The organism is Sanguibacter antarcticus (assembly GCF_002564005.1).
Lineage (GTDB): Bacteria > Actinomycetota > Actinomycetes > Actinomycetales > Cellulomonadaceae > Sanguibacter > Sanguibacter antarcticus.
The window spans coordinates 2,865,258-2,883,793 of record NZ_PDJG01000001.1; the positions used below are offsets into that span (position 1 = coordinate 2,865,258).

The 18,536-nt window shown below is 68.3% G+C and carries 15 protein-coding genes; 9 read left to right on the forward strand and 6 right to left on the reverse strand.

The features are described 5' to 3' along the window. Positions 1 to 19: 19 nt before the first annotated feature. The gene (locus tag ATL42_RS12965; RefSeq protein ID WP_098455713.1) at positions 20 to 1,306 is read left to right on the forward strand and encodes an MFS transporter; all 1,287 of its coding nucleotides are present in this window, start codon (positions 20 to 22) and stop codon (positions 1,304 to 1,306) included. Between the two features lie 171 nt (positions 1,307 to 1,477). On the opposite strand, the gene ATL42_RS12970 is transcribed toward ATL42_RS12965, so the two are convergent. Further along, complete coding sequence (locus ATL42_RS12970; protein WP_098456561.1) at positions 1,478 to 2,971, reverse strand: CCA tRNA nucleotidyltransferase; 1,494 nt, start codon at positions 2,969 to 2,971, stop codon at positions 1,478 to 1,480. Between the two features lie 71 nt (positions 2,972 to 3,042). Between ATL42_RS12970 and ATL42_RS12975 the strand changes: the two genes are divergently transcribed. From ATL42_RS12975 to ATL42_RS13010, 8 genes are all read left to right on the forward strand, one after another. Further along, complete coding sequence (locus tag ATL42_RS12975) at positions 3,043 to 3,660, forward strand: NUDIX domain-containing protein (protein WP_098456562.1); 618 nt, start codon at positions 3,043 to 3,045, stop codon at positions 3,658 to 3,660. Further along, positions 3,657 to 5,939: a DUF6049 family protein gene (locus tag ATL42_RS12980; protein WP_098455714.1), complete on the forward strand. Its 2,283-nt coding sequence runs from the start codon at positions 3,657 to 3,659 to the stop codon at positions 5,937 to 5,939. The genes ATL42_RS12975 and ATL42_RS12980 overlap by 4 nt, the downstream gene beginning before the upstream one ends. After that, positions 5,936 to 7,600, forward strand: a complete 1,665-nt coding sequence (gene murJ / locus ATL42_RS12985; protein WP_245862540.1) for a murein biosynthesis integral membrane protein MurJ — start codon at positions 5,936 to 5,938, stop codon at positions 7,598 to 7,600. Before ATL42_RS12980 ends, murJ begins: the two co-directional genes overlap by 4 nt. 71 nt (positions 7,601 to 7,671) lie before the next feature. Then, positions 7,672 to 9,549 (forward strand): protein kinase family protein, encoded by a 1,878-nt coding sequence (locus tag ATL42_RS12990; protein WP_098455716.1) that lies wholly within the window; start codon positions 7,672 to 7,674, stop codon positions 9,547 to 9,549. A gap of 104 nt (positions 9,550 to 9,653) precedes the next feature. Next, complete coding sequence (gene trxB, locus ATL42_RS12995; RefSeq protein ID WP_098455717.1) at positions 9,654 to 10,652, forward strand: thioredoxin-disulfide reductase; 999 nt, start codon at positions 9,654 to 9,656, stop codon at positions 10,650 to 10,652. After that, on the forward strand, positions 10,649 to 11,017 hold the full coding sequence (gene trxA, locus ATL42_RS13000) for a thioredoxin (protein ID WP_098455718.1): 369 nt from the start codon (positions 10,649 to 10,651) through the stop codon (positions 11,015 to 11,017). Before trxB ends, trxA begins: the two co-directional genes overlap by 4 nt. Before the next feature lie 115 nt (positions 11,018 to 11,132). Then, a complete protein-coding gene (locus ATL42_RS13005; RefSeq protein WP_098455719.1) occupies positions 11,133 to 12,443 on the forward strand; it encodes an aminotransferase-like domain-containing protein in 1,311 nt (436 codons plus the stop codon). Then, entirely contained in the window at positions 12,440 to 13,405 is a 966-nt protein-coding gene (locus tag ATL42_RS13010) for a D-alanine--D-alanine ligase family protein (protein ID WP_098455720.1), read from the forward strand. Before ATL42_RS13005 ends, ATL42_RS13010 begins: the two co-directional genes overlap by 4 nt. 49 nt (positions 13,406 to 13,454) lie before the next feature. On the opposite strand, the gene ATL42_RS13015 is transcribed toward ATL42_RS13010, so the two are convergent. From ATL42_RS13015 to yidC, 5 genes are all read right to left on the reverse strand, one after another. Next, the gene (locus ATL42_RS13015) at positions 13,455 to 14,606 is read right to left on the reverse strand and encodes a ParB/RepB/Spo0J family partition protein (protein ID WP_098455721.1); all 1,152 of its coding nucleotides are present in this window, start codon (positions 14,604 to 14,606) and stop codon (positions 13,455 to 13,457) included. Positions 14,607 to 14,759: 153 nt separating this feature from the next. Further along, positions 14,760 to 15,782, reverse strand: a complete 1,023-nt coding sequence (locus ATL42_RS13020) for a ParA family protein (RefSeq protein WP_245862543.1) — start codon at positions 15,780 to 15,782, stop codon at positions 14,760 to 14,762. Positions 15,783 to 16,092: 310 nt separating this feature from the next. Continuing rightward, positions 16,093 to 16,725 carry a 16S rRNA (guanine(527)-N(7))-methyltransferase RsmG gene (gene rsmG / locus ATL42_RS13025; protein WP_098455722.1) on the reverse strand — a complete coding sequence of 211 codons (633 nt, stop codon included), beginning with the start codon at positions 16,723 to 16,725 and terminating at the stop codon, positions 16,093 to 16,095. Between the two features lie 55 nt (positions 16,726 to 16,780). After that, positions 16,781 to 17,299: a Jag family protein gene (locus ATL42_RS13030; protein WP_098456564.1), complete on the reverse strand. Its 519-nt coding sequence runs from the start codon at positions 17,297 to 17,299 to the stop codon at positions 16,781 to 16,783. 50 nt (positions 17,300 to 17,349) lie between these two features. Beyond that, positions 17,350 to 18,504 (reverse strand): membrane protein insertase YidC, encoded by a 1,155-nt coding sequence (gene yidC / locus ATL42_RS13035; RefSeq protein WP_098455723.1) that lies wholly within the window; start codon positions 18,502 to 18,504, stop codon positions 17,350 to 17,352. Between the last annotated feature and the right edge of the window lie 32 nt (positions 18,505 to 18,536).

Here is an 18,536-nt window from a genome sequence, read left to right on the forward strand (position 1 = left end):
GGTGCGTACGCTTCGTGACGTGGGCGCCCTGAGAGATCTTCGTCAGCTGCTCCGCATCCGTGACTTCCGTCGGCTGTTCACCGTGCGGATGGTCAGCCAGGCCGGCGACGGGATGTTCCAGATCGGCTTGGCGACGTTGTTCTTCTTCTCGCCGGAGAGCCAGGGCACCGCTGCGAGCATCGCGGTGGCGTTCGCGATCCTGCTCGCGCCGTTCACGCTGGTGGGCCCCTGGGCAGGAGTGCTGCTCGACCGCTGGCGCCGCCGCCAGGTGCTCGTCGTCGCCAACGCGACGCGGGTGGTGATCACCGTCGTCATCGCTGTGGTCATCCTCGTGTGGGGCGTCGTCCCGGTCGTGTACGCCCTTGCTCTCCTCAATCTCTCGCTCAACCGCTTCCTGCTCGCTGCGCTGTCTGCGTCGTTGCCCCGCGTGGTGGACGGACCGCTGCTGCTCACGGCGAACGCCCTCGTCCCGACCCTCGGCGCGGGAGCAGCGGGTGCGGGAGCGCTCGTCGGCCTCGGAATCGGCCTCGCGGTCTCCGACGGGACGCTGCACGACGCCCTCTCGTTGGGGACCGCGGCGATCCTCTTCGCGGCTGCCTCGGCCCTCGCGCTCGTCTTCTCCCGCGACAGGCTGGGTCCGGAACGCCTGGCCGACGCGCAACAGACGCGCCACGAGCTCGCCCGCCTGGGGAACGGGCTGGTCGAGGGCGCACGGCTTCTCGTGGCACGACGGACCCCCGCGCAGGCGCTCGTCATGATGGCGACGCACCGTTTCCTCTACGGTCTCGCGTTCGTGGCAAGCATCCTTCTCTCACGAAACTCTCTCGGCGGGGACGACGCCGCGTCGTCCGGCTCAGGGATGGGGACGTTCACGCTCGTCCTCGCGGCGACGTCTGTCGGCTTCGCGCTGGCTGTCGTGCTCACCCCGACGGTCGCCCGGCACACCGGGCCGCAGGTCTGGATCGTCGTGTGTCTCGTCCTGGCAGCCGTCAGCCAGGCAGTGCTCGCGCTCGACGTGACCCTCACGACGCTGCTCGTCTGCGCCGTCCCGCTGGGCCTCGCCGCCCAGGGCGCGAAGATCGCAGTCGACACGATCGTCCAGCGCGACACGCCCGACGAGTACCGAGGCCGGGCGTTCGCGCTCTACGACGTCCTCTACAACACCGGCTTCATCGGAGCGTCCGCCCTCGCCGCGGTGACCTTGCCCGACTCCGGCTACTCGCCGGGACTGTTCGCGGGGATCGCGGTCGCCTACGCTGCAGCGGCGCTCGTCTTCGGCTGCTGGGGCGCCCGGACGCCGAACTGAAACGATTCGGTCCTTGCTCGACGGCCGTCGGACGTCGATAATCGGTCCAGGTCCCGTTCCCTTGGAACGGGTGGTCGGGGGGCCGATCGCTCGCCCAGAACGCAGCGGTGCGCTGGGCGAGCGAGGCCCACCAACCCGTGTTCCACGTGAAACATCGGGCACCTGACGCTCTCAGGCTCCGCGCTCGCCCCACCAGCCGAGCAGCTCCTCGCGTGCGGCGTCCGCTCCGATCGGGCCTCTGTCGAGCCGAAGCTCCATGAGGAACTGGTACGCCGCCCCCACGTCACGCCCCGGTGGGATCGAGAGGATCGCCATGATCTGCTCGCCGTCGAGGTCTGGACGGATCGACGCCAGCTCCTCTTGACCGCGCAGCTCTGCGATCCGCGCCTCCAGCCCGTCGTAGGCGGTGGAGAGCCGCTGCGCCTTCCGACGGTTGCGCGTGGTGCAGTCCGCGCGGGTCAGCCGGTGCAGGCGCTCGAGGAGCGGCCCGGCGTCCGTCACGTACCGACGCACCGCAGAGTCCGTCCAGGCACCCTCGCCGTAGCCGTGGAACCGCAGGTGCAGCTCGACGAGCCGGGTCACCTGCGCGATCGTCTCCTTGTCGTAGCGCAGCGCGCGCATGCGCTTGGCGGTGAGCTTGGCGCCGACGGCCTCGTGGTGGTGGAAGCTCACCGTGCCGCCCTGCTCGAAGCGCCGGGTCGCGGGCTTGCCGCAGTCGTGGAGCAGGGCCGCGATGCGCAGGACGAGGTCTGGTCCGGGCACCGGCCCGTCAGGTCCCGTCTCCAGGTCGATCGCCTGGTCGAGCACCGTGAGCGAGTGCTCGTAGACGTCCTTGTGACGGTGGTGCTCGTCGATCGCCAGCTTCATGCCTGGCAGCTCCGGGAGCACGTGCGTCGCCAGGCCGGTCTCGACGAAGACCACCAGACCGAGCCGCGGCTCCCGACCGAGCAACAGCTTGTTCAGCTCGTCCCGTACTCGTTCAGCGGAGACGATCGTGATGCGTTCAGCCATCTCCGTGATGGCACGGCGGGCATCAGGGTCGAGCGTGAACCCGAGCTGCGCCGCGAAGCGCGCCGCGCGCATCATCCGCAAGGGGTCGTCGTCGAAGGACCGCGCGGCCTCGATCGGGGTCCGCAGGACACCTCGGGCGAGGTCGACGAGGCCGCCGTGCGGGTCGACGAACGTGAGCTCCGGGAGACGGACCGCCATGGCGTTGACCGTGAAGTCACGGCGGGACAGGTCCCCTTCGAGCGAGTCGCCGAACGCGACGAGCGGCTTGCGCGACGCGGGGTCGTACTCGTCGGTCCGATACGTCGTCACCTCGACGACGACCTCCGGGTGGTCTGCCGTGGCGAACTTCTTGGCGCCGATCGTGCCGAACTCCTTGCCGATGTCCCAGTGGGCGTCCCCCCACCGCGCGAGCAGCGCCTCGGTCTCGTCCGGGCTCGCGGACGTGGTGAAGTCGAGGTCCGCGCTGGCCCTGCCGAGGAACGCGTCACGGACCGGCCCTCCGACGAGAGAGATCTCGTGTCCGGCGGTCGCGAAGAGGGTCCCGAGCTCACCCACCGCCGGTGCGAGCAGCGCAAGAACGGCTGTGGCACTGCGCTGCAGGGCAGCGACGTCCGCAGCGACATCACCCGCTGAGACGGCCTCGTCGGCCGGGATTTCAAGGTTGGGGACGCTCTCTGACTCAGACACAACATCAAAGCCTGCCAGATAAAGATAAAGTGGCCGACATGTCCACTCCCGCGCACTCTGAGGGCCGCTCGCAGGTCCCCGCGCCGCCGGGTGGTCACCCCCTGCGGATCAACCCGCAAGAATCCCGCCCGACGACGGGTCACAGCGCCCACGGCGTCCACGGCAGCGCGCTGACCTCAGACCTCCCGGTCGTCGAAGAGACGTCCGCCGGCGGGCTCGTCGTCGAGATCCTCGACGGGCTCCACCACGCGGCCGTCATCGCACGGCGCAACCGCGCCGGCCGCCTCGAGTGGTGCCTGCCCAAGGGACACCTCGAAGGAGAAGAGACCGCCGAAGAAGCCGCGGTCCGCGAGATCGCCGAAGAGACGGGAATCACCGGCTCCATCCAGCGGCGCCTCGGCGTGATCGACTACTGGTTCACCGGCGACGACCGTCGCGTGCACAAGGTCGTCCACCACTTCCTGCTCTCTGCGGTGGGCGGGTTCCTCACGGTCGAGGGCGACCCAGACAGCGAGGCCGAGGACGTCGCCTGGGTAGCGTTCGCAGATCTTCCGGCGACGCTGAGCTATCCCAACGAGCGACGCCTGGCGGCAGCTGCTCTCGACCTCCTCACTCGTCCGACAGATCCCGGACAGGACACCCCGACCCACAGATGAGACGTCTTCACGCCCCGCTAGCAGCACGTGACGGCTCCGGCACACCGATCGCGGACCGTGTGCGTGCCGGGCTCTCTGCACTCACGCTCGTTGCGGCCACCCTGCTCGGCGCCGCCCTTCCCGCGGCCCCTGCCTCGGCCGCGCTCGACGACGACGAGGCGATCGTCAGCGTCCAGCTCGTGTCCCTCGCACCCGAGGTGACGCGACCTGGAGACACCCTCACCGTCGTCGTCGAGATCCAGAACACCGGCCCGACCGAGATCACGTCGCCACAGGCCGAGCTGAGCGTGTCACCCGTCTCGATCTCGACGCGGAACACGTTGGCCGCCTGGGAGGAGAACGGGCTGGAGGGCAGCCTCGGCTCCTCGCTCGCGACGACGATGCTGCCCGGACCTCTCCCGCCTGGTGCCACGGCGGTCGTGACGCTCGAAGCGCCTGCCGACTCCATGCAGCTGCGGACCGGCGTCAGCAGCTGGGGGCCCCGCGGGCTCGCTGTCGCGGTCACCGGTGACACGGCCAGCACGGCCGCGGACGAGAGGCTCGGGGTGCTGCGCACGTACGTCGTGTGGTTCCCGGTCGACGACGCAGCGGTCAACCCGGTGCAGGTGAGCGTGCTCGTCCCTGTCGTCGGCCCCCCTGTGGACACGCTCGCACCGCAGGTCGCCGAGGAGACTCTCGCGGAGGAGACTGCCGCCGGCGGCAGGCTCGCGACGCTTCTCGCCAGCACCCAGGGCCTCCCCGGTGTCACTCTGGCGGTCGACCCGGTCCTGGTCCCCTCGTCGTCGGACGAGACCGACGAAGCGTCGGACGAAGCGTCGGACGAACCGACCAGCAAACCGACCGACGAAGCGACCGACGATCCTGCGGCTCCTGACCCGACCGAGCCGGAGGCGACCTGGGTCGAGACCCTGCTCGCCCAGGCTGCCGAGCGCGAGGTCTACGCCCTCCCCCGCTACGACCAGGACTGGGGCGCGTTCGCGGACGCCGGCCTGCCCGCTCCCGCGTCGAGCGACCTTCCGACAGCCCTCTCCGCGTGGCGCACCGACCTCTCGTGGCCCGCAGAGGCGGAACCAGACACGGCGACCCTCGGGCTGGTCGTGAGCTCTGGGGCGCCCACCGTCGTCGTCGGCCCGCAGGCCCTCATGCCCGACGTGGGCCTCACGTACACCCCCACCGGGCGCGCCACCGCGACCACAGACGCCGGCGACGCCGCCCTGCTCGTCCCGGACGCGACGCTCAGCGCACTCCTCGAGGCGCCCGCCCAGACGACGCCGGCGAGCGCACGCCAACGCGTGCTCGCCGAGCTCGCCGTCATCGCACGGGAACGCCCCGGTGACCAACGGCACGTCTTCGTCACGGTCCCCCGTGACTGGTCACCTGACGCGACGACCGCCCAGGCCCAGCTCGCGAGCATGGACACGGTCCCGTGGTCGTCTCTCCAGCCGGTCTCGACGCTCGCTGCTGCGCCAGACCCGGGGGTCTCGCGAGCTCCTCTGCCTGAGGCAGCCAGCAGCTCCGAGGGCGAGCTCGACCCCGCCATCATGAGGAACCTCCGTAAGACGAGCGCCGACATCTCCGCGTTCTCGAGCATCGTCCCCGACCCAGCAGAGATCACTGCGCCGCTCGACGAAGCGGTGCTCGCGGCGACCTCGATCGGGTGGCGGTCGGACGTCGCCGGCCGGTCAGCAGCGATCGACCGCATCCATGCCTCGGCGGCCTCCACCACGGCATCCATCACCATCCTCGGTCAGAGCGACTTCACCCTCATCAGCACGGGCAGCGCGATCCCCATCGACATCAGCAACACCCTCACGCAGCCCGCGACGGTCATCGTCGCGCTCGATCCCGACGACCCGCGTCTCGTCGCCGAGAGCTCAGTGACCGTCACCGTCCCCGCCGGCTCGGACGCGTCCGTGAGCATCCCCGTCAAGGCCATCGGGAGCGGCGACGTCACGGTGAACGTGCAGATCCTCGCCCAGAGCGGCGCCGTGGTCGCCCACCCCTTCGCCTTCGAGGTCCGCGTCCGTGCCGGCTGGGAGACCATCGGGACGGTCGTCGTCACGGTGCTTCTCGTCCTCTTCCTCGCCGGCGGTGTGATCCGGACCATCCACCGCGGACGGTCAGACCGTCGTGCGTCCGCGGCCGTGGTGGAGCAGCTCGAGCGGAGCGAGCAGACCGGTGAGCTGGCAGTCCTCCTCGACGCACAGTCCGTCAAGCCCGCACCCGACGACGAACCCGATCCCCCTCATCACCCCGACGACAGAGAGAACCACCTGTGAGCGCGCAACCGGTCAAAGCACGATCGATGGGACGCAGCTCGATGATCATGGCGTCGGGCACAGCCGTGTCCCGCGCCCTGGGTCTCGTCCGCAACGTCCTCCTCGTCGCGATCCTCGGCTCGACGGGACAGATCGCCGACGCGTTCGACATCGCGAACAAGGTGCCGAACATCCTCTTCGCGCTCATCGCCGGCGGTGTGCTCAACGCCGTCATCGTTCCCCAGGTGATGAAGGCCTACCGCTCGGACAACGCGCAGGAGTACCTCGACAAGCTCCTGACGATCACCGGGACGGCCCTGCTCGTGCTCACCGTGCTCTGCACGGCCGGCGCGACCGCGGCCGTGTGGATCTACACGAACGGCTCGAGCTGGACCGCCGGCCAGACGTCGCTCGCGGTCGCGTTCGCGTTCTGGTGCATCCCCCAGCTCTTCTTCTACGGGCTCTACTCGATCCTCGGTCAGGTCCTCAACGCCCGCAGCCAGTTCGGCCCGTTCATGTGGGCTCCGGCGATGAACAACGTCATCTCGATCATCGGCTTCAGCGCGTTCCTCATCGTCTTCGGTGGCCAGGACGCCAACGCGTCCATCGCCGACTGGGGAACCTCGCAGGTCGCGCTCCTCGGCGGCGTCGCGACGCTCGGTGTCGTGTGCCAGGCGCTCGTCCTCATCATCCCGCTGTGGCGCTCAGGGTTCCGCTGGAACCTGCGCTTCGGTTTTCGCGGCGTCGGGCTGCGGTCAGTCGGTCGCGTGGGCATGTGGACGTTCGCTGCGGTGCTCCTCGACCAGGTCGCCGTCTGGGTGACGACGAGCATCGCGACAGCCGCACCCAACGCCGCGCAGGCAGACGGCTACACGGGTGCCGCGGTCGCTGGGAACGGTGCCTACACGCAGGCGCTCATGGTCTATCTCCTTCCCCACTCCCTCGTCACCGTGTCGATCGCCACCGCGCTGTTCACCGGGATGAGCGCCGCGGCCGCGCGGGGAGACCTCAGGGCAGTCCGGGAGAGCGTGTCGCGCGGCCTGCGGACCATCGGGGTCTTCACCGTCTTTGCGACGGCGCTGCTCGTCGTCCTGTCTCAGCCGGCGATGAAGCTGCTCGTCCCGAGCCTCCGACCAGACGACGTCGTCGTCGTCGGTCGCGTCATGCTCGCCATGGCACTGGGGCTGGTGCCGCTGGGAGCGATGGTGCTCATGAAGTGGGTGTACTTCGCGTTCGAGGACGGCCGGACGGTCTTCATCATCCAGATCCCCGTGACGATCGTCCTCGGTGTCGGGGCGTACGTCTCGACGCTGTTCCTCCCAGGCGAGTGGTGGGTCGTGGCCGTCGCCGGAGCGATGTCGCTCTCCAACCTCGTGGCGGTCCTGCTCCGCATGCGCGGGCTCATGGCCAAGATGGAGGGGCTCGACCTGCCGCGCATCCTCCGCCTCCACGTCCAGCTCGTCATCGCGGCCACCGTGTCGGGGACCGTCGGGTGGGCGGTCCTCAAGGTGTGGGGCTTCTCGCCCGACGACTCGTTCCCCCAGGCGCTCAGCCTCACGCTCCTCGTCGGGGTAACGATGACAGCCATCTACGTGCTCGGGCTGCGGATCATGCGCGTCGAGGAGCTCCAAGGACTCGTTGCACCGATTCTGCACAAGATCTCACGACGACGCGCGGGCTGAGACGCGTACCATGTTGGCGATGCCGACTGATTGCCAGACCGACCTAAAAATGTGTGGATGGGGGCGCGTGCGTGGACAGCGTTGAACGCGGAACCCTGGTCGTAGCGCGGTACCGGCTCGAGGACCAGATCGCGAGCGATCTCGAAGGTGTCAGGGCGTGGGAGGCCGTCGACCAGATCCTCGACCGCGCCGTGCGGGTCAGCCTCATCGAGGGTGACGAGGCTGCTCTGACGCTCGACGCGGCGAGGCGCGCGGCTCTCGTCGCTGACTCACGACTCACACGCGTCCTCGACGTGCTGCACGACTCGTCGCGCAGCTTCGTCGTCACCGAGCCGCACGTCGGGCGCAGTCTCGCGGACCTCGTCGCAGAGGGACCCCTCACTGCTGCGCAGGCGCGTGCCATCGTCGGGAACGCGGCACGTGCCCTCGAGGCGGCTCGCCGCCGCGGGGTGCACCACGGCGCGCTCCGCCCGTCGGCGATCCGTGTCTACCGGGGGAACGTCCGCGTCACAGGCCTCGGGCTCGACGGCGCGCTCACAGGGCCAGCACCCTCCGGCGACGAAGCCTCCCGGCAGGACACCGTCGCGCTCGTCGCACTCCTGCACTATGCGCTGACCGGCATCCTCCCGGCGGCCGGGCTCCGCGTCGCCGCACTCCACCCGGGTGCGCCGCTGCCTGCCGGTCTCCAGTCAGCAGGGGCTCCCCTGAGCGCCCCGCGGGACGTCGTCGCAGGCGTCCCCAACGACCTCGACACCCTGTGTGTCGTGACGCTCGGTCCGAACGACGACGGGCCGCACACGCCCGGACAGCTCGTACAAGAACTCGAACCCTGGGATGAGGACGACGTGCCACAGAACGCCGACGACGAGGTCGTCCCGGAGGTCCCCGGACCTCCGCCCGCCCCCGGAGTCCAGCGCCAGTCCGTGCGCTCGACGTTCGGTTCGTCTCCGCTCGCAGGCTCCTCGATGCCGGGGACTCCCCCGCCGGCGGGGCCGTTCCGCCGTCCGACCACGGGGCGCATCCCCCGTGTCAGCGGCAGCCCGGTCGTCCGCACCTCCCTCTCCGCGACGGGCGCTGCGACCGCGATGCAGCCCAGCGCCGGCTCTCCTGGGTCGATGCCGCCGTCGTTCAGCCCGTCGGACGGGCCTGTCGGCGCGGGCCAGGGCTCAGTGACCGCGACCCAGATCGCACCAGCGGCCTCGTACGACCGGCTGGACAACCTGGCCGAGCAGCCGTCGAACGGCGGTGGCCAGGGTGCCATCGACCGGACCTACGAGTCCATGGTCGCGACGAAGGACCGCGCGAAGCACTACCGCTTCAACCCGACGACGGTCATCCTCGTCGCCATGCTCGCTCTCGTGATCTTCGGAGGGATCTGGGCGAAGAACGCGCTCGGCGACGGGCTCGGCCCGGCGATCGTCGCGTCCGACTCACGGGACGACGCGGCAGACGAGCCGTCGAGCGAAGCGACCGAGCCAGGTGCTGAGCCGACGACCGCGGCGCCGACGACGGAACCTGTCGTCGTCCCTGTGATCGCCTCGGGCGCCCAGCTGGACCCCCTCGGTGACAACAACGAGCACCCCGAGCTCCAGGGTGCGGCCATCGACGGGGACTCCACGTCCTCCTGGTACACGCGCTCCTTCAACAGCTCCCAGTTCGGCGGGTACAAGACGGGCATCGGCTACGCGGTGACGCTCACCGCGCCTGCGGACGTCTCCACGGTCTTCCTCACGACGAACAGCAGCGGCGGCAACGTCGAGGTCCGTGCGACCGACCCGTCGACGCCCACCGAGGGCGAGGTCCTCGCATCCGGACCGCTCGCACCAGAGACTGTCCTCACGCTCTCCACGACTGTGACCACGCAGACGATCGTCCTGTGGTTCACGGACCTGCCGGCGATGCCGTCAGGGAAGTACCGCGTCGAGCTCTTCGAGATCGCGCTCTCCTGACGCCCTCCGGCGACGCGGCCTGCCGGCGGGAACAACGACTCCTGTCCTGGTGTTCTCGTCGCTAGCAAGGAACACACTCCCCCGACTGGATTGAAGGAACGACAGTGACCGTAGCGTCCACGACCACGCCCACCCACGAAGTCATCATCATCGGTTCGGGTCCTGCGGGGTATACGGCTGCGGTGTACGCGGCGCGTGCGGGGCTGGCGCCCCTGGTGCTGGCCGGGTCGATCACTGCGGGTGGTGCGTTGATGAACACCACGGAGGTGGAGAACTTCCCCGGCTTCGTCGAGGGCATCATGGGTCCTGATCTCATGGAGAACATGCAGAAGCAGGCCGAGCGGTTCGGCGCAGTGATCGAGTGGGACGACGCGACCGAGGTGGAGCTGGAGGGTCCGGTCAAGACAGTCCGCACCGGCAACGGAAACACGTACACGGCCCGGGCGATCATCCTGGCGACAGGGTCGGCCTACCGCGAGCTGGGACTGGCGGACGAGAAGCGCCTGTCCGGGCGCGGGGTCTCCTGGTGCGCGACGTGCGACGGGTTCTTCTTCCGCGACCAAGAGATCGTCGTGGTCGGCGGTGGCGACTCCGCAGTCGAGGAAGCCACGTTCTTGACCCGGTTCGCGTCCAAGGTGACGATGGTGCACCGTCGTGACGCCCTGCGGGCCTCGAAGATCATGGCCGAGCGGGCCGAGGCCGACCCCAAGATCGAGTTCGCGTGGAACACCGAGGTCGTGGGCATCACCGGCGAGACCAAGGTCGAGGGACTGCGCCTGCGCGACACGGTCACCGGCGAGGAGCGCGACCTGGCCGCGACGGGGCTGTTCGTGGCGATCGGTCACGACCCGCGCACCGAGCTCGTCGCGGGCCAGATCGCCCTGGACGCCGAGGGTTACATCGAGGTCGAAGGACGCACCACCCGCACCACCCTGGCCGGAGTCTTCGCCTGCGGCGACGCCGTCGACCACACCTACCGACAGGCGATCACCGCCGCCGGATCCGGCTGCGCCGCAGCCATCGACGCCCAGAACTACCTCGGCGACCTCGTCCACGAAGCCGCCTCACCCACCCACATCGCCGACGCACTGGAGACACTGTGACCACGACGACCGTCGTCACCGACGACACGTTCACGACCGAGGTCCTCGAGTCCGACATCCCCGTCCTCGTCGACTTCTGGGCAGAGTGGTGCGGACCGTGCCGCATGGTCGCGCCCGTCCTCGAGGAGATCGCTGCCGACTACGCGGGCCGCTTGAAGATCGCGAAGATCGACATCGAGGAGAACCCCCGAGTCACCTCCGAGTATGGCGTGGTCTCGATCCCGCTCCTCAACGTCTACCGCGGGGGCAAGGTCGTCCGCTCGATCCTCGGCGCGCGACCCAAGCGGGCCCTCGTCGAAGAGATCGACGAGATCCTCGCCGAAGGCGCTGACGCCCAGGTCGAGCCCGCCGGACCGGCCGCCTGAACCAGGCTCGTCCCGCACCGGATCTGACCGCGCACCGCGCACGAAGGCCGCGACCCCGTCCCAGGGGTTGCGGCCTTCACACTTTCCCCCGGCTCCGCGTGCGAGACTAGGCAACGTGACTTCTGCGACCCCACCCACCGCGGGAAACCGCCTGGACCCATGGTTCGGTGCGTACGCCCAGCGGGCGCACAACATGCGTGCGTCGGAGGTCCGAGCCCTCTTCGCGGTCGTCAACCGGCCCGAGGTCGTCTCGCTCGCAGGCGGGATGCCGAACCTCGCAGGGCTTCCGCTCGACGCGATCGCCGACACGATCCAGCGCGTCATCGCGACGCAGGGTCTCTCGGCGCTCCAGTACGGCTCTGGCCAGGGCCACGAGGCGCTGCGTGAGCAGATCCTCGACGTCATGGCGCTCGAGGGCATCTCCGCCCACCCGGACGACGTCGTCGTCACCACGGGCTCTCAGCAGGCGCTCGACCTCGTCACGCGCATCTTCATCGACCCCGGTGACGTCATCGTCGCCGAGGCTCCCTCCTATGTCGGCGCGCTCGGCGTCTTCCGCTCCTACGAGGCTGACGTCGTCCACGTCCCGATGGACGAGCACGGGCTCATCCCCGAGGCGCTCGAAGCGACCTTTGCACGGCTCGCTCACGAGGGGCGTCGCGTCAAGCTCCTCTACACGATCCCGACCTTCCACAACCCTGGCGGGGTGACGCTCAGTCTCGAGCGTCGACCTCAGATCCTCGCGATCGCCCGGCGCTACGGAGTCCTGCTCGTCGAGGACAACCCCTACGGGCTCCTCGGCTTCGGGCAAGATCCCACTCCTGCCATCCGTTCTCTCGACGAAGACGGTGTCGTCTACCTCGGATCGTTCTCGAAGACGTTCGCTCCAGGCTTCCGTGTGGGATGGGTCGTCGCGCCGCACGCCGTTCGCGAGAAGCTCGTGCTCGCCTCCGAGTCCGCAATTCTCTGCCCGTCGAACGCCTCGCAGATGGCGATCTCCGCCTACCTGGCCACCAGCGACTGGCAGGGACAGATCAAGGCGTTCCAGGTGATGTACCGCGAGCGGCGGGACGCCATGGTGTCGTCCCTCGCGGAGCACCTCCCGGACGCGTCCTGGACCGTGCCAGACGGTGGCTTCTACACCTGGGTCAAGCTCCCCCCGGGCCTCGACTCGAAGTCGATGCTGCCCCGTGCTGTCACAGGCCGCGTCGCGTACGTCCCAGGAACGGCTTTCTTTGCCGACGGCACCGGCGCAGACCACATGCGCCTGTCGTACTGCTATCCCACACCCGAGCGCATCCGTGAGGGTGTGCGTCGCCTCGCGTCGGTCGTCAACGCTGAACGAGAGCTCGTCGAGATCTTCGGCACGAGCCCGTTGCTGGACGACGTCACCGACACCGACAACCCAGGACCGGACGTCGCATGAGCCAGCACCCCCGGGTGGTCATCTTGTCGGGTGGCCTCTCGCACGAGCGTGACGTGTCGATCCGTTCCGGCCGGCGGGTGGCGGAAGCCCTGCGCGCCGCGCACGCCGAGGTCACGGTCCACGACGTGGACGCGGATCTCCTGCCACTCCTCGACGAGGTCCGCCCAGACGTCGTCTGGCCTGTCCTGCACGGTGCCAGCGGCGAAGACGGGTCCGTCCGTGACGTCCTGAGCCTCCTGTCCGTCCCGTACGTGGGGACCGGCCCCCGATCGAGCCGTGTGGCCTGGAACAAGCCGGTAGCGAAGTCTGTCGTCGCACGGGCCGGCCTCACCACACCCGACTACGTGACCCTCCCCCAGACGCTCTTCCGCGACCTCGGAGCACGAGCGGTGCTGGACGCCGTCGTGGGCAACCTCGGGCTGCCTCTGGTCATCAAGCCGGCGAGCGGTGGCTCCGCTCTCGGCGTCACGTTCGTCTCGGAGCGAGCCGACCTTGCTCAGGCGATGGTGACGTGCTTCGCGTACGGCGACATCGCCCTCATTGAGAAGGCCGTCTCCGGCACGGAGATCGCCGTCTCCGTCATCGAGACGGCTGACGGACCCCAGGCTCTGCCCGCTGTCGAGATCGTCACCGACGGCGCCTACGACTACGACGCGCGCTACAACCCGGGCCGCACCGAGTACTTCGCACCGGCACGCCTCGACGCGACGGATGCCGAGCACGTCGGAGCGGTCGCGGTGCAGGCGCACCAGGCGCTGGGCCTGCGCCACATCTCTCGCACAGACCTCATCCTGCGGCCCGACGGCACTGCAGAGTTCCTCGAGGTGAACGTCGCGCCCGGGATGACCGAGACCTCGTTGCTGCCTCAGGCGGCTCTCGCCGGCGGCCACTCCTTGCCGGCGCTCTACCTGTCTGTCGTCGACAGGGCCAGGACGACAGGCTCGAGCGTCTCCCCCGGCTGAACAGCCGGTCCTCCCAGGCCGAGACCTGTCCTGGCCCGAGAGCCCCGTCCTACTTCTTGAAGAGCCCGGAGTCCTCGGGTGCCATGACGCTGAGGATCCGGTTGAGGTCCTCGACCGAGGCGAACTCGACGGTGAGCTTGCCCTTCGTCTTTCCCAGGTCGACCTTGACTCTGGTCTCGAAACGATCAGACAGCCGCGAGGCGAGGTCTTCGATCGCCTGGATCTTCCCGCCCGCACGTGGCCTCGTGGCCTGCTTCTTCTCCTGGTCCAGCCCGCCGAGGGCCACGATCTCTTCTGTCGCGCGGACGGAAATCCCCTCAGCGACGATCCTCTGCGCGAGCCGCTCGATCTCAGACCCGTCCGACAGACCGAGAAGCGCGCGGGCGTGGCCGGCAGAGAGCACTCCCGCTGCGACCCGGCGTTGAACCAGCGGCGGGAGTCGCAGGAGTCGGAGCGTGTTGGAGATCTGTGGTCGCGACCGTGAGATGCGGCTGGCCAGCTCTTCGTGCGTGCAGCCGAAGTCGTCGAGAAGCTGGCGGTAGGCGGCAGCCTCCTCGAGGGGATTGAGGTCGCTGCGGTGGAGGTTCTCCAACAGTGCGTCGCGCAGGAGGTCGGAGTCCTCGGTCTCGCGGATGATCGCGGGGATCGTCGTCAGACCAGCTTCTTGGCTGGCGCGCCACCGCCGCTCCCCCATGATGAGCTCGTAGCCGCTCCCGTCCTTCGACGGACGCACGACGATGGGCTGCAGCACGCCGATCTCTCGGATCGACCCGACGAGCTCGCCCAGCTCGTTCTCGTCGAACGTCGCGCGGGGCTGGCGTGCGTTCGGCCGGATGCTCTGCACGTCGAGCTCGGCGAAGGTCGCTCCAGGCACGGGAACGAGGTCCACAGACAGCGACGTCCCGGTGGCGGCCTCGTACGTTTCACGTGAAACAGAGTCGATGAGGAACGGACGGTCAGCCGCCTTCACTGCAGCGACAACTGTGGGGGCGTCGGGCGCCGAGGCGTCCCGCGGGACATCGGCTGCTGCCAGCTCACCGTTCGGCGGCGCGCCTGCCTCAGACGATTCCGCCAGCTCCTTCACCGCGGTGCCTGCGGGCGCGCCGTTGGGGAAGAACACGTCCACGGGACGTCGCCCCTCGGAGGCCGACGGGATCAAGGCTCCCAGTCCACGGCCGAGGCCGCGACGCTTTTCACTCACTGTGCTTCCTTCTCACTGTGCTTCGTTCCGACTGTGCTTCCTCTGGACACCGATGCTTTGCGCCCCCGATGCTCGCCCCGTGGCCCGTAGAGAGGCCGCCGGGAGGTCCGAGCGCTGCGTTCATTGTGGCACCGAGGTCGTTCTAGCCCTGGCTCATCCGCGTGCGGCGCGTTCAGAGAGCTCTCGTGCGGCTTCACGGTAGGCAAGGGCGCCCGTGGAGCTCGGCTCGTAGGAGATCACCGTCTGGCCATGGCTCGGCGCCTCAGAGACGCGGACAGACCGTGGGATCGACGTCACCAGAGTCTGGTCGGGGAAGTGCTCCCGCACCTCGGACGCGACCTGCTGGGCGAGGTTCGTCCGGGAGTCGTACATCGTCAAGAGGATCGTCGACACGTGCAGCTCTGGGTTGAGGTGAGCCTGGATGAGCTGGATCGTCTTGAGCAGCTGGCTGAGTCCCTCGAGGGCGTAGTACTCGCACTGGATGGGGATCAGAACCTCACGCCCGGTGACGAACGCGTTGACCGTGAGCAGCCCGAGGCTCGGGGGGCAGTCCACGAGCACGTAGTCGATCCGAGGTTCACCCGCGGCGTCGCGATCGGCGAGGTAGACGTCCAAGGCGCGTCGCAGCCGTGTTTCACGTGAAACGAGCGAGACGAGCTCGATCTCCGCTCCGGAGAGGTCGATGGTCGCGGGCACGCACAGGAGCGTCGGAAAGTCCGGGCACGGTTGGACGGCCTCCGCCAGCGGTGCACCCTCGACGAGCACCTCATAGACCGACGGCACGCCAGCCCGGTGATCGATCCCGAGCGCAGTCGAAGCATTTCCTTGGGGATCGTTGTCGATGACCAGGACGTTGAGCCCGCCCTGCGCCAGGCTGGCTGCCATGTTGACGGTCGTCGTCGTCTTGCCGACCCCGCCCTTCTGGTTCGCCACCGTGATGATCCGTGTCGTCTCCGGCCGCGCAAAGCTGTGGTTCTGCAGCGACACGCGGCGGCGTGTGTCTTCAGCGAGCTGAGCAGCCAGAGGCGTCGTCTCGTCACCTGACGGAAGGCTTTCGAGGATCTCGCGAGTGTGGGTGTCACGAACCCATGTTTCACGTGGAACATCCACGGCCGACGAGGACGTCGGCTTGCGTGGGTACTGCGGGCTCATGCCTGCTGCGGACGTCGTGGGCACGCGCGTCTCCTCCACACTGCTTCCTCTCGATCACCTGCACACACGTCTGGTGTGTCGCGCGACGGTATCGTCGGGGCCTGAAGAATCACACGCTCTCGTCAGACTGTCGTGCTCTAGTCTCCACGGAAGTCGTCCCGATGTGCTCGCAGGTCCCGGCGGCCCCGACGCCGTGACAACACTACGTGGCTCGTGCCCGCGGCAACGTCTGCCACGCGCAGTCGTCTCACCCGATCATCCTCGACGATCGGCGATCGAGAACGACGGTCCCCAGAACGCACAGGTCCTGTTTCACGTGAAACAGGGCGGCAGATCAGCCGCCGTGGCGAACGCTGCGCAGCACGGTCGTCGGTTCGGCACCCTCGATGGTGCGGGCTTCGAGGATCTCCGGCTCAGACATCTTGAACTTCTTGAAGACCTTGCGCGCAGGTCCGATCTCGTCGACCACCCCACGTCCCTTGAGAATGACGAGCTGGCCGCCGGGGCCGAGGAACGGGAGCGACCATCGAGCAAGCTTGTCCAGCGGAGCGACAGCGCGCGAGGTGACGACATCCGACTCGAACGCTCCGTGGAACTCTTCGGCGCGGCCTCGTTTGACCTCGACGTTCTCGAGCTTGAGGAGATCGGTCATCTCGGTGAGCCAGGTACACCGGCGCTCCATCGGCTCGACGAGAGTGACCGCTGTGCCTGGAAGCATCGCTGCGATCACCAGGCCGGGAAGGCCCGCGCCGGACCCGATGTCGACGATCGAGCCCGTGCTCGGCAAGAAAGGCACGAGCGCTGCGGAGTTGAGGATGTGCCGCGACCAGATCTTCCCAGCCTCGCGTGGGCCGATCAGCCCCCGAGTCTCGCCTTGCGACTCGAGCTCGCCGACGAACGTCGAGAGTGCCGGGAAAGCATCGGCGAAGTACTCGCTCAGTGCGTCGTGCGACAGCTGCTCGTCCACTGTTCTCCTCTGTCGATGATCGCGACGTGCTCGTCGAGCCGTCGCGACCGCTGTGCTATTCGGCCGGGCTGACCTGGATGTACCGCTGCGGATCGACGCCGAAGGACTCGCTCACGAGCCCCGCGTCCGTCACGACGTCGTGCACCACCTTGCGCTCGAAGGCGTTGAGAGGCTCGAGCGCGACCTTCTCCCCCGAGCTCTTGACCTTCTCGATGATCGTCGTCGCGAGAGCCGTGAGCTCGACCCGACGTCCCGCTCGATATCCAGCGACATCGAGCATCAGCCGGCTCCGCTCCCCCGTGCGCGTCTGGACGGCGAGCCGCGTCAGCTCTTGGAGTGCCTCGAGAACTTCCCCGTTGCGTCCGACGAGGTGACGGAGCGACTCCTGGTCGTCTGCGACGACCTCGAGAGCCGCGCGTCCGTGGTCGACGTCGATGTCGATGTCTCCGTCGAGGTCAGCGATGTCCAGCAGCTCTTCGAGGTAGTCAGCAGCGACTTCGCCCTCTTCTTCGAGCAACGATGTCTTGGTGCGTCCCTCAGGCTCCGTAGCCGGTGAGTCCGTCGATGCAGTCACGTCTGTCTCCTTCACGATGTACAGCTCGGCCCCGGGCTCCGGGGAAGTCCTCAGCGCTTGTTGCGCTTGCTCTTCGACTTGCCTGGAGTAACGACTCCCGGCGTGCCGGAACCCTTCCCTGTGGCCCCACCAGGCGTGTTGCTGCCGCCGGGAGCCTTCGGGTCTCGGGCCTTCGTGGGCTGGTCTGCGGACTGTGCGCCGGACGGTGCCTTCGCCGCCGAGCCTGATCCCTGAGCGGTGGCGCTCGTGCCGGACCCTGCCGGCCGGCCCTTCTGGCGGTCCTTGCGCTTGGGCTGCTGACGCTGTCCGCGAGGTGCCTCGATGACCGTGGGCGTGGTCTCTTCTATGACGATGCCCTTGCGTGCGGCCTTGCGTGCCTTGCGCTCGTTGAGCAGTCGCTCGGCCTCGGAGCCAGGTGCGGGCATCTTGCGGATCGTGTAGAACTGCTGGCCCATGGACCAGAGGTTCGTGGTCGTCCAGTAGATGAGGACACCGACGGGGAAGTTCACGCCGGAGACTCCCATGATCACGGGGAGCATGTAGAGCATGATCTTCTGCGTCTGCATCATCGGGCCCTCGAGGGCCGCCTGAGGCATGTTCTTCATCGTCAGCTGGCGCTGCGTGAGGAACTGCGTCGCAGCCATGGCGACGATGAGCACCCCCGCGACGACCTTGGTGTTGAGGTCCGTCGGCTCGTGCAGGAACGTCGACGAGAGCGGCGCACCGAAGAGGGTCGAGTTCTCAGCCGCTTGGGCGATCGCCTGGTCGATGGGCCCGATGGCGTCCTGGGTACCTTCGCTGATGCCACGCAGACCGTTGAGCACCCGGAAGAGCGCGAAGAAGACCGGGGCCTGGAGCAGGACGGGGAGGCAGGACGAGAACGGGTTGGTCCCGTGCTTCTTGTACAGGTCCATCGTCTCGCGGCTCATCGCCTCGCGAGAGGCCGGGTCCTTCTTGTTCTTGTACTTCTTCTGAATCGCCTGAAGCTCGGGCTGGATCATCTGCATCCCGCGCGAAGCGTGGATCTGCTTGAAGAACAGCGGGATCATCACGGTACGGATGACGATCACGAGCCCGACGATGGAGAGGATCCACGCGGCTCCAGAGCCCTCGGACAGGCCGACGAGCGTCAGCGCCTTGTGGCAGAGGAACATGATCCACGCGACCACCCACTCGATGGGGTAGAGGATATTCATGAGATCCATTGCTACGGCTCCTCGCGCACAAGCTTCTTGCT

Excerpts from the sequence above, each read along its gene's own strand:
- ATL42_RS12975 (WP_098456562.1), top strand. The coding sequence starts at position 3,043 with ATGTCCACTCCCGCGCACTCTGAGGGCCGCTCGCAGGTCCCCGCGCCG.
- ATL42_RS12980 (WP_098455714.1), top strand. The coding sequence starts at position 3,657 with ATGAGACGTCTTCACGCCCCGCTAGCAGCACGTGACGGCTCCGGCACA.
- ATL42_RS13010 (WP_098455720.1), top strand. The coding sequence starts at position 12,440 with ATGAGCCAGCACCCCCGGGTGGTCATCTTGTCGGGTGGCCTCTCGCAC.
- yidC (WP_098455723.1), bottom strand. The coding sequence starts at position 18,504 with ATGGATCTCATGAATATCCTCTACCCCATCGAGTGGGTGGTCGCGTGG.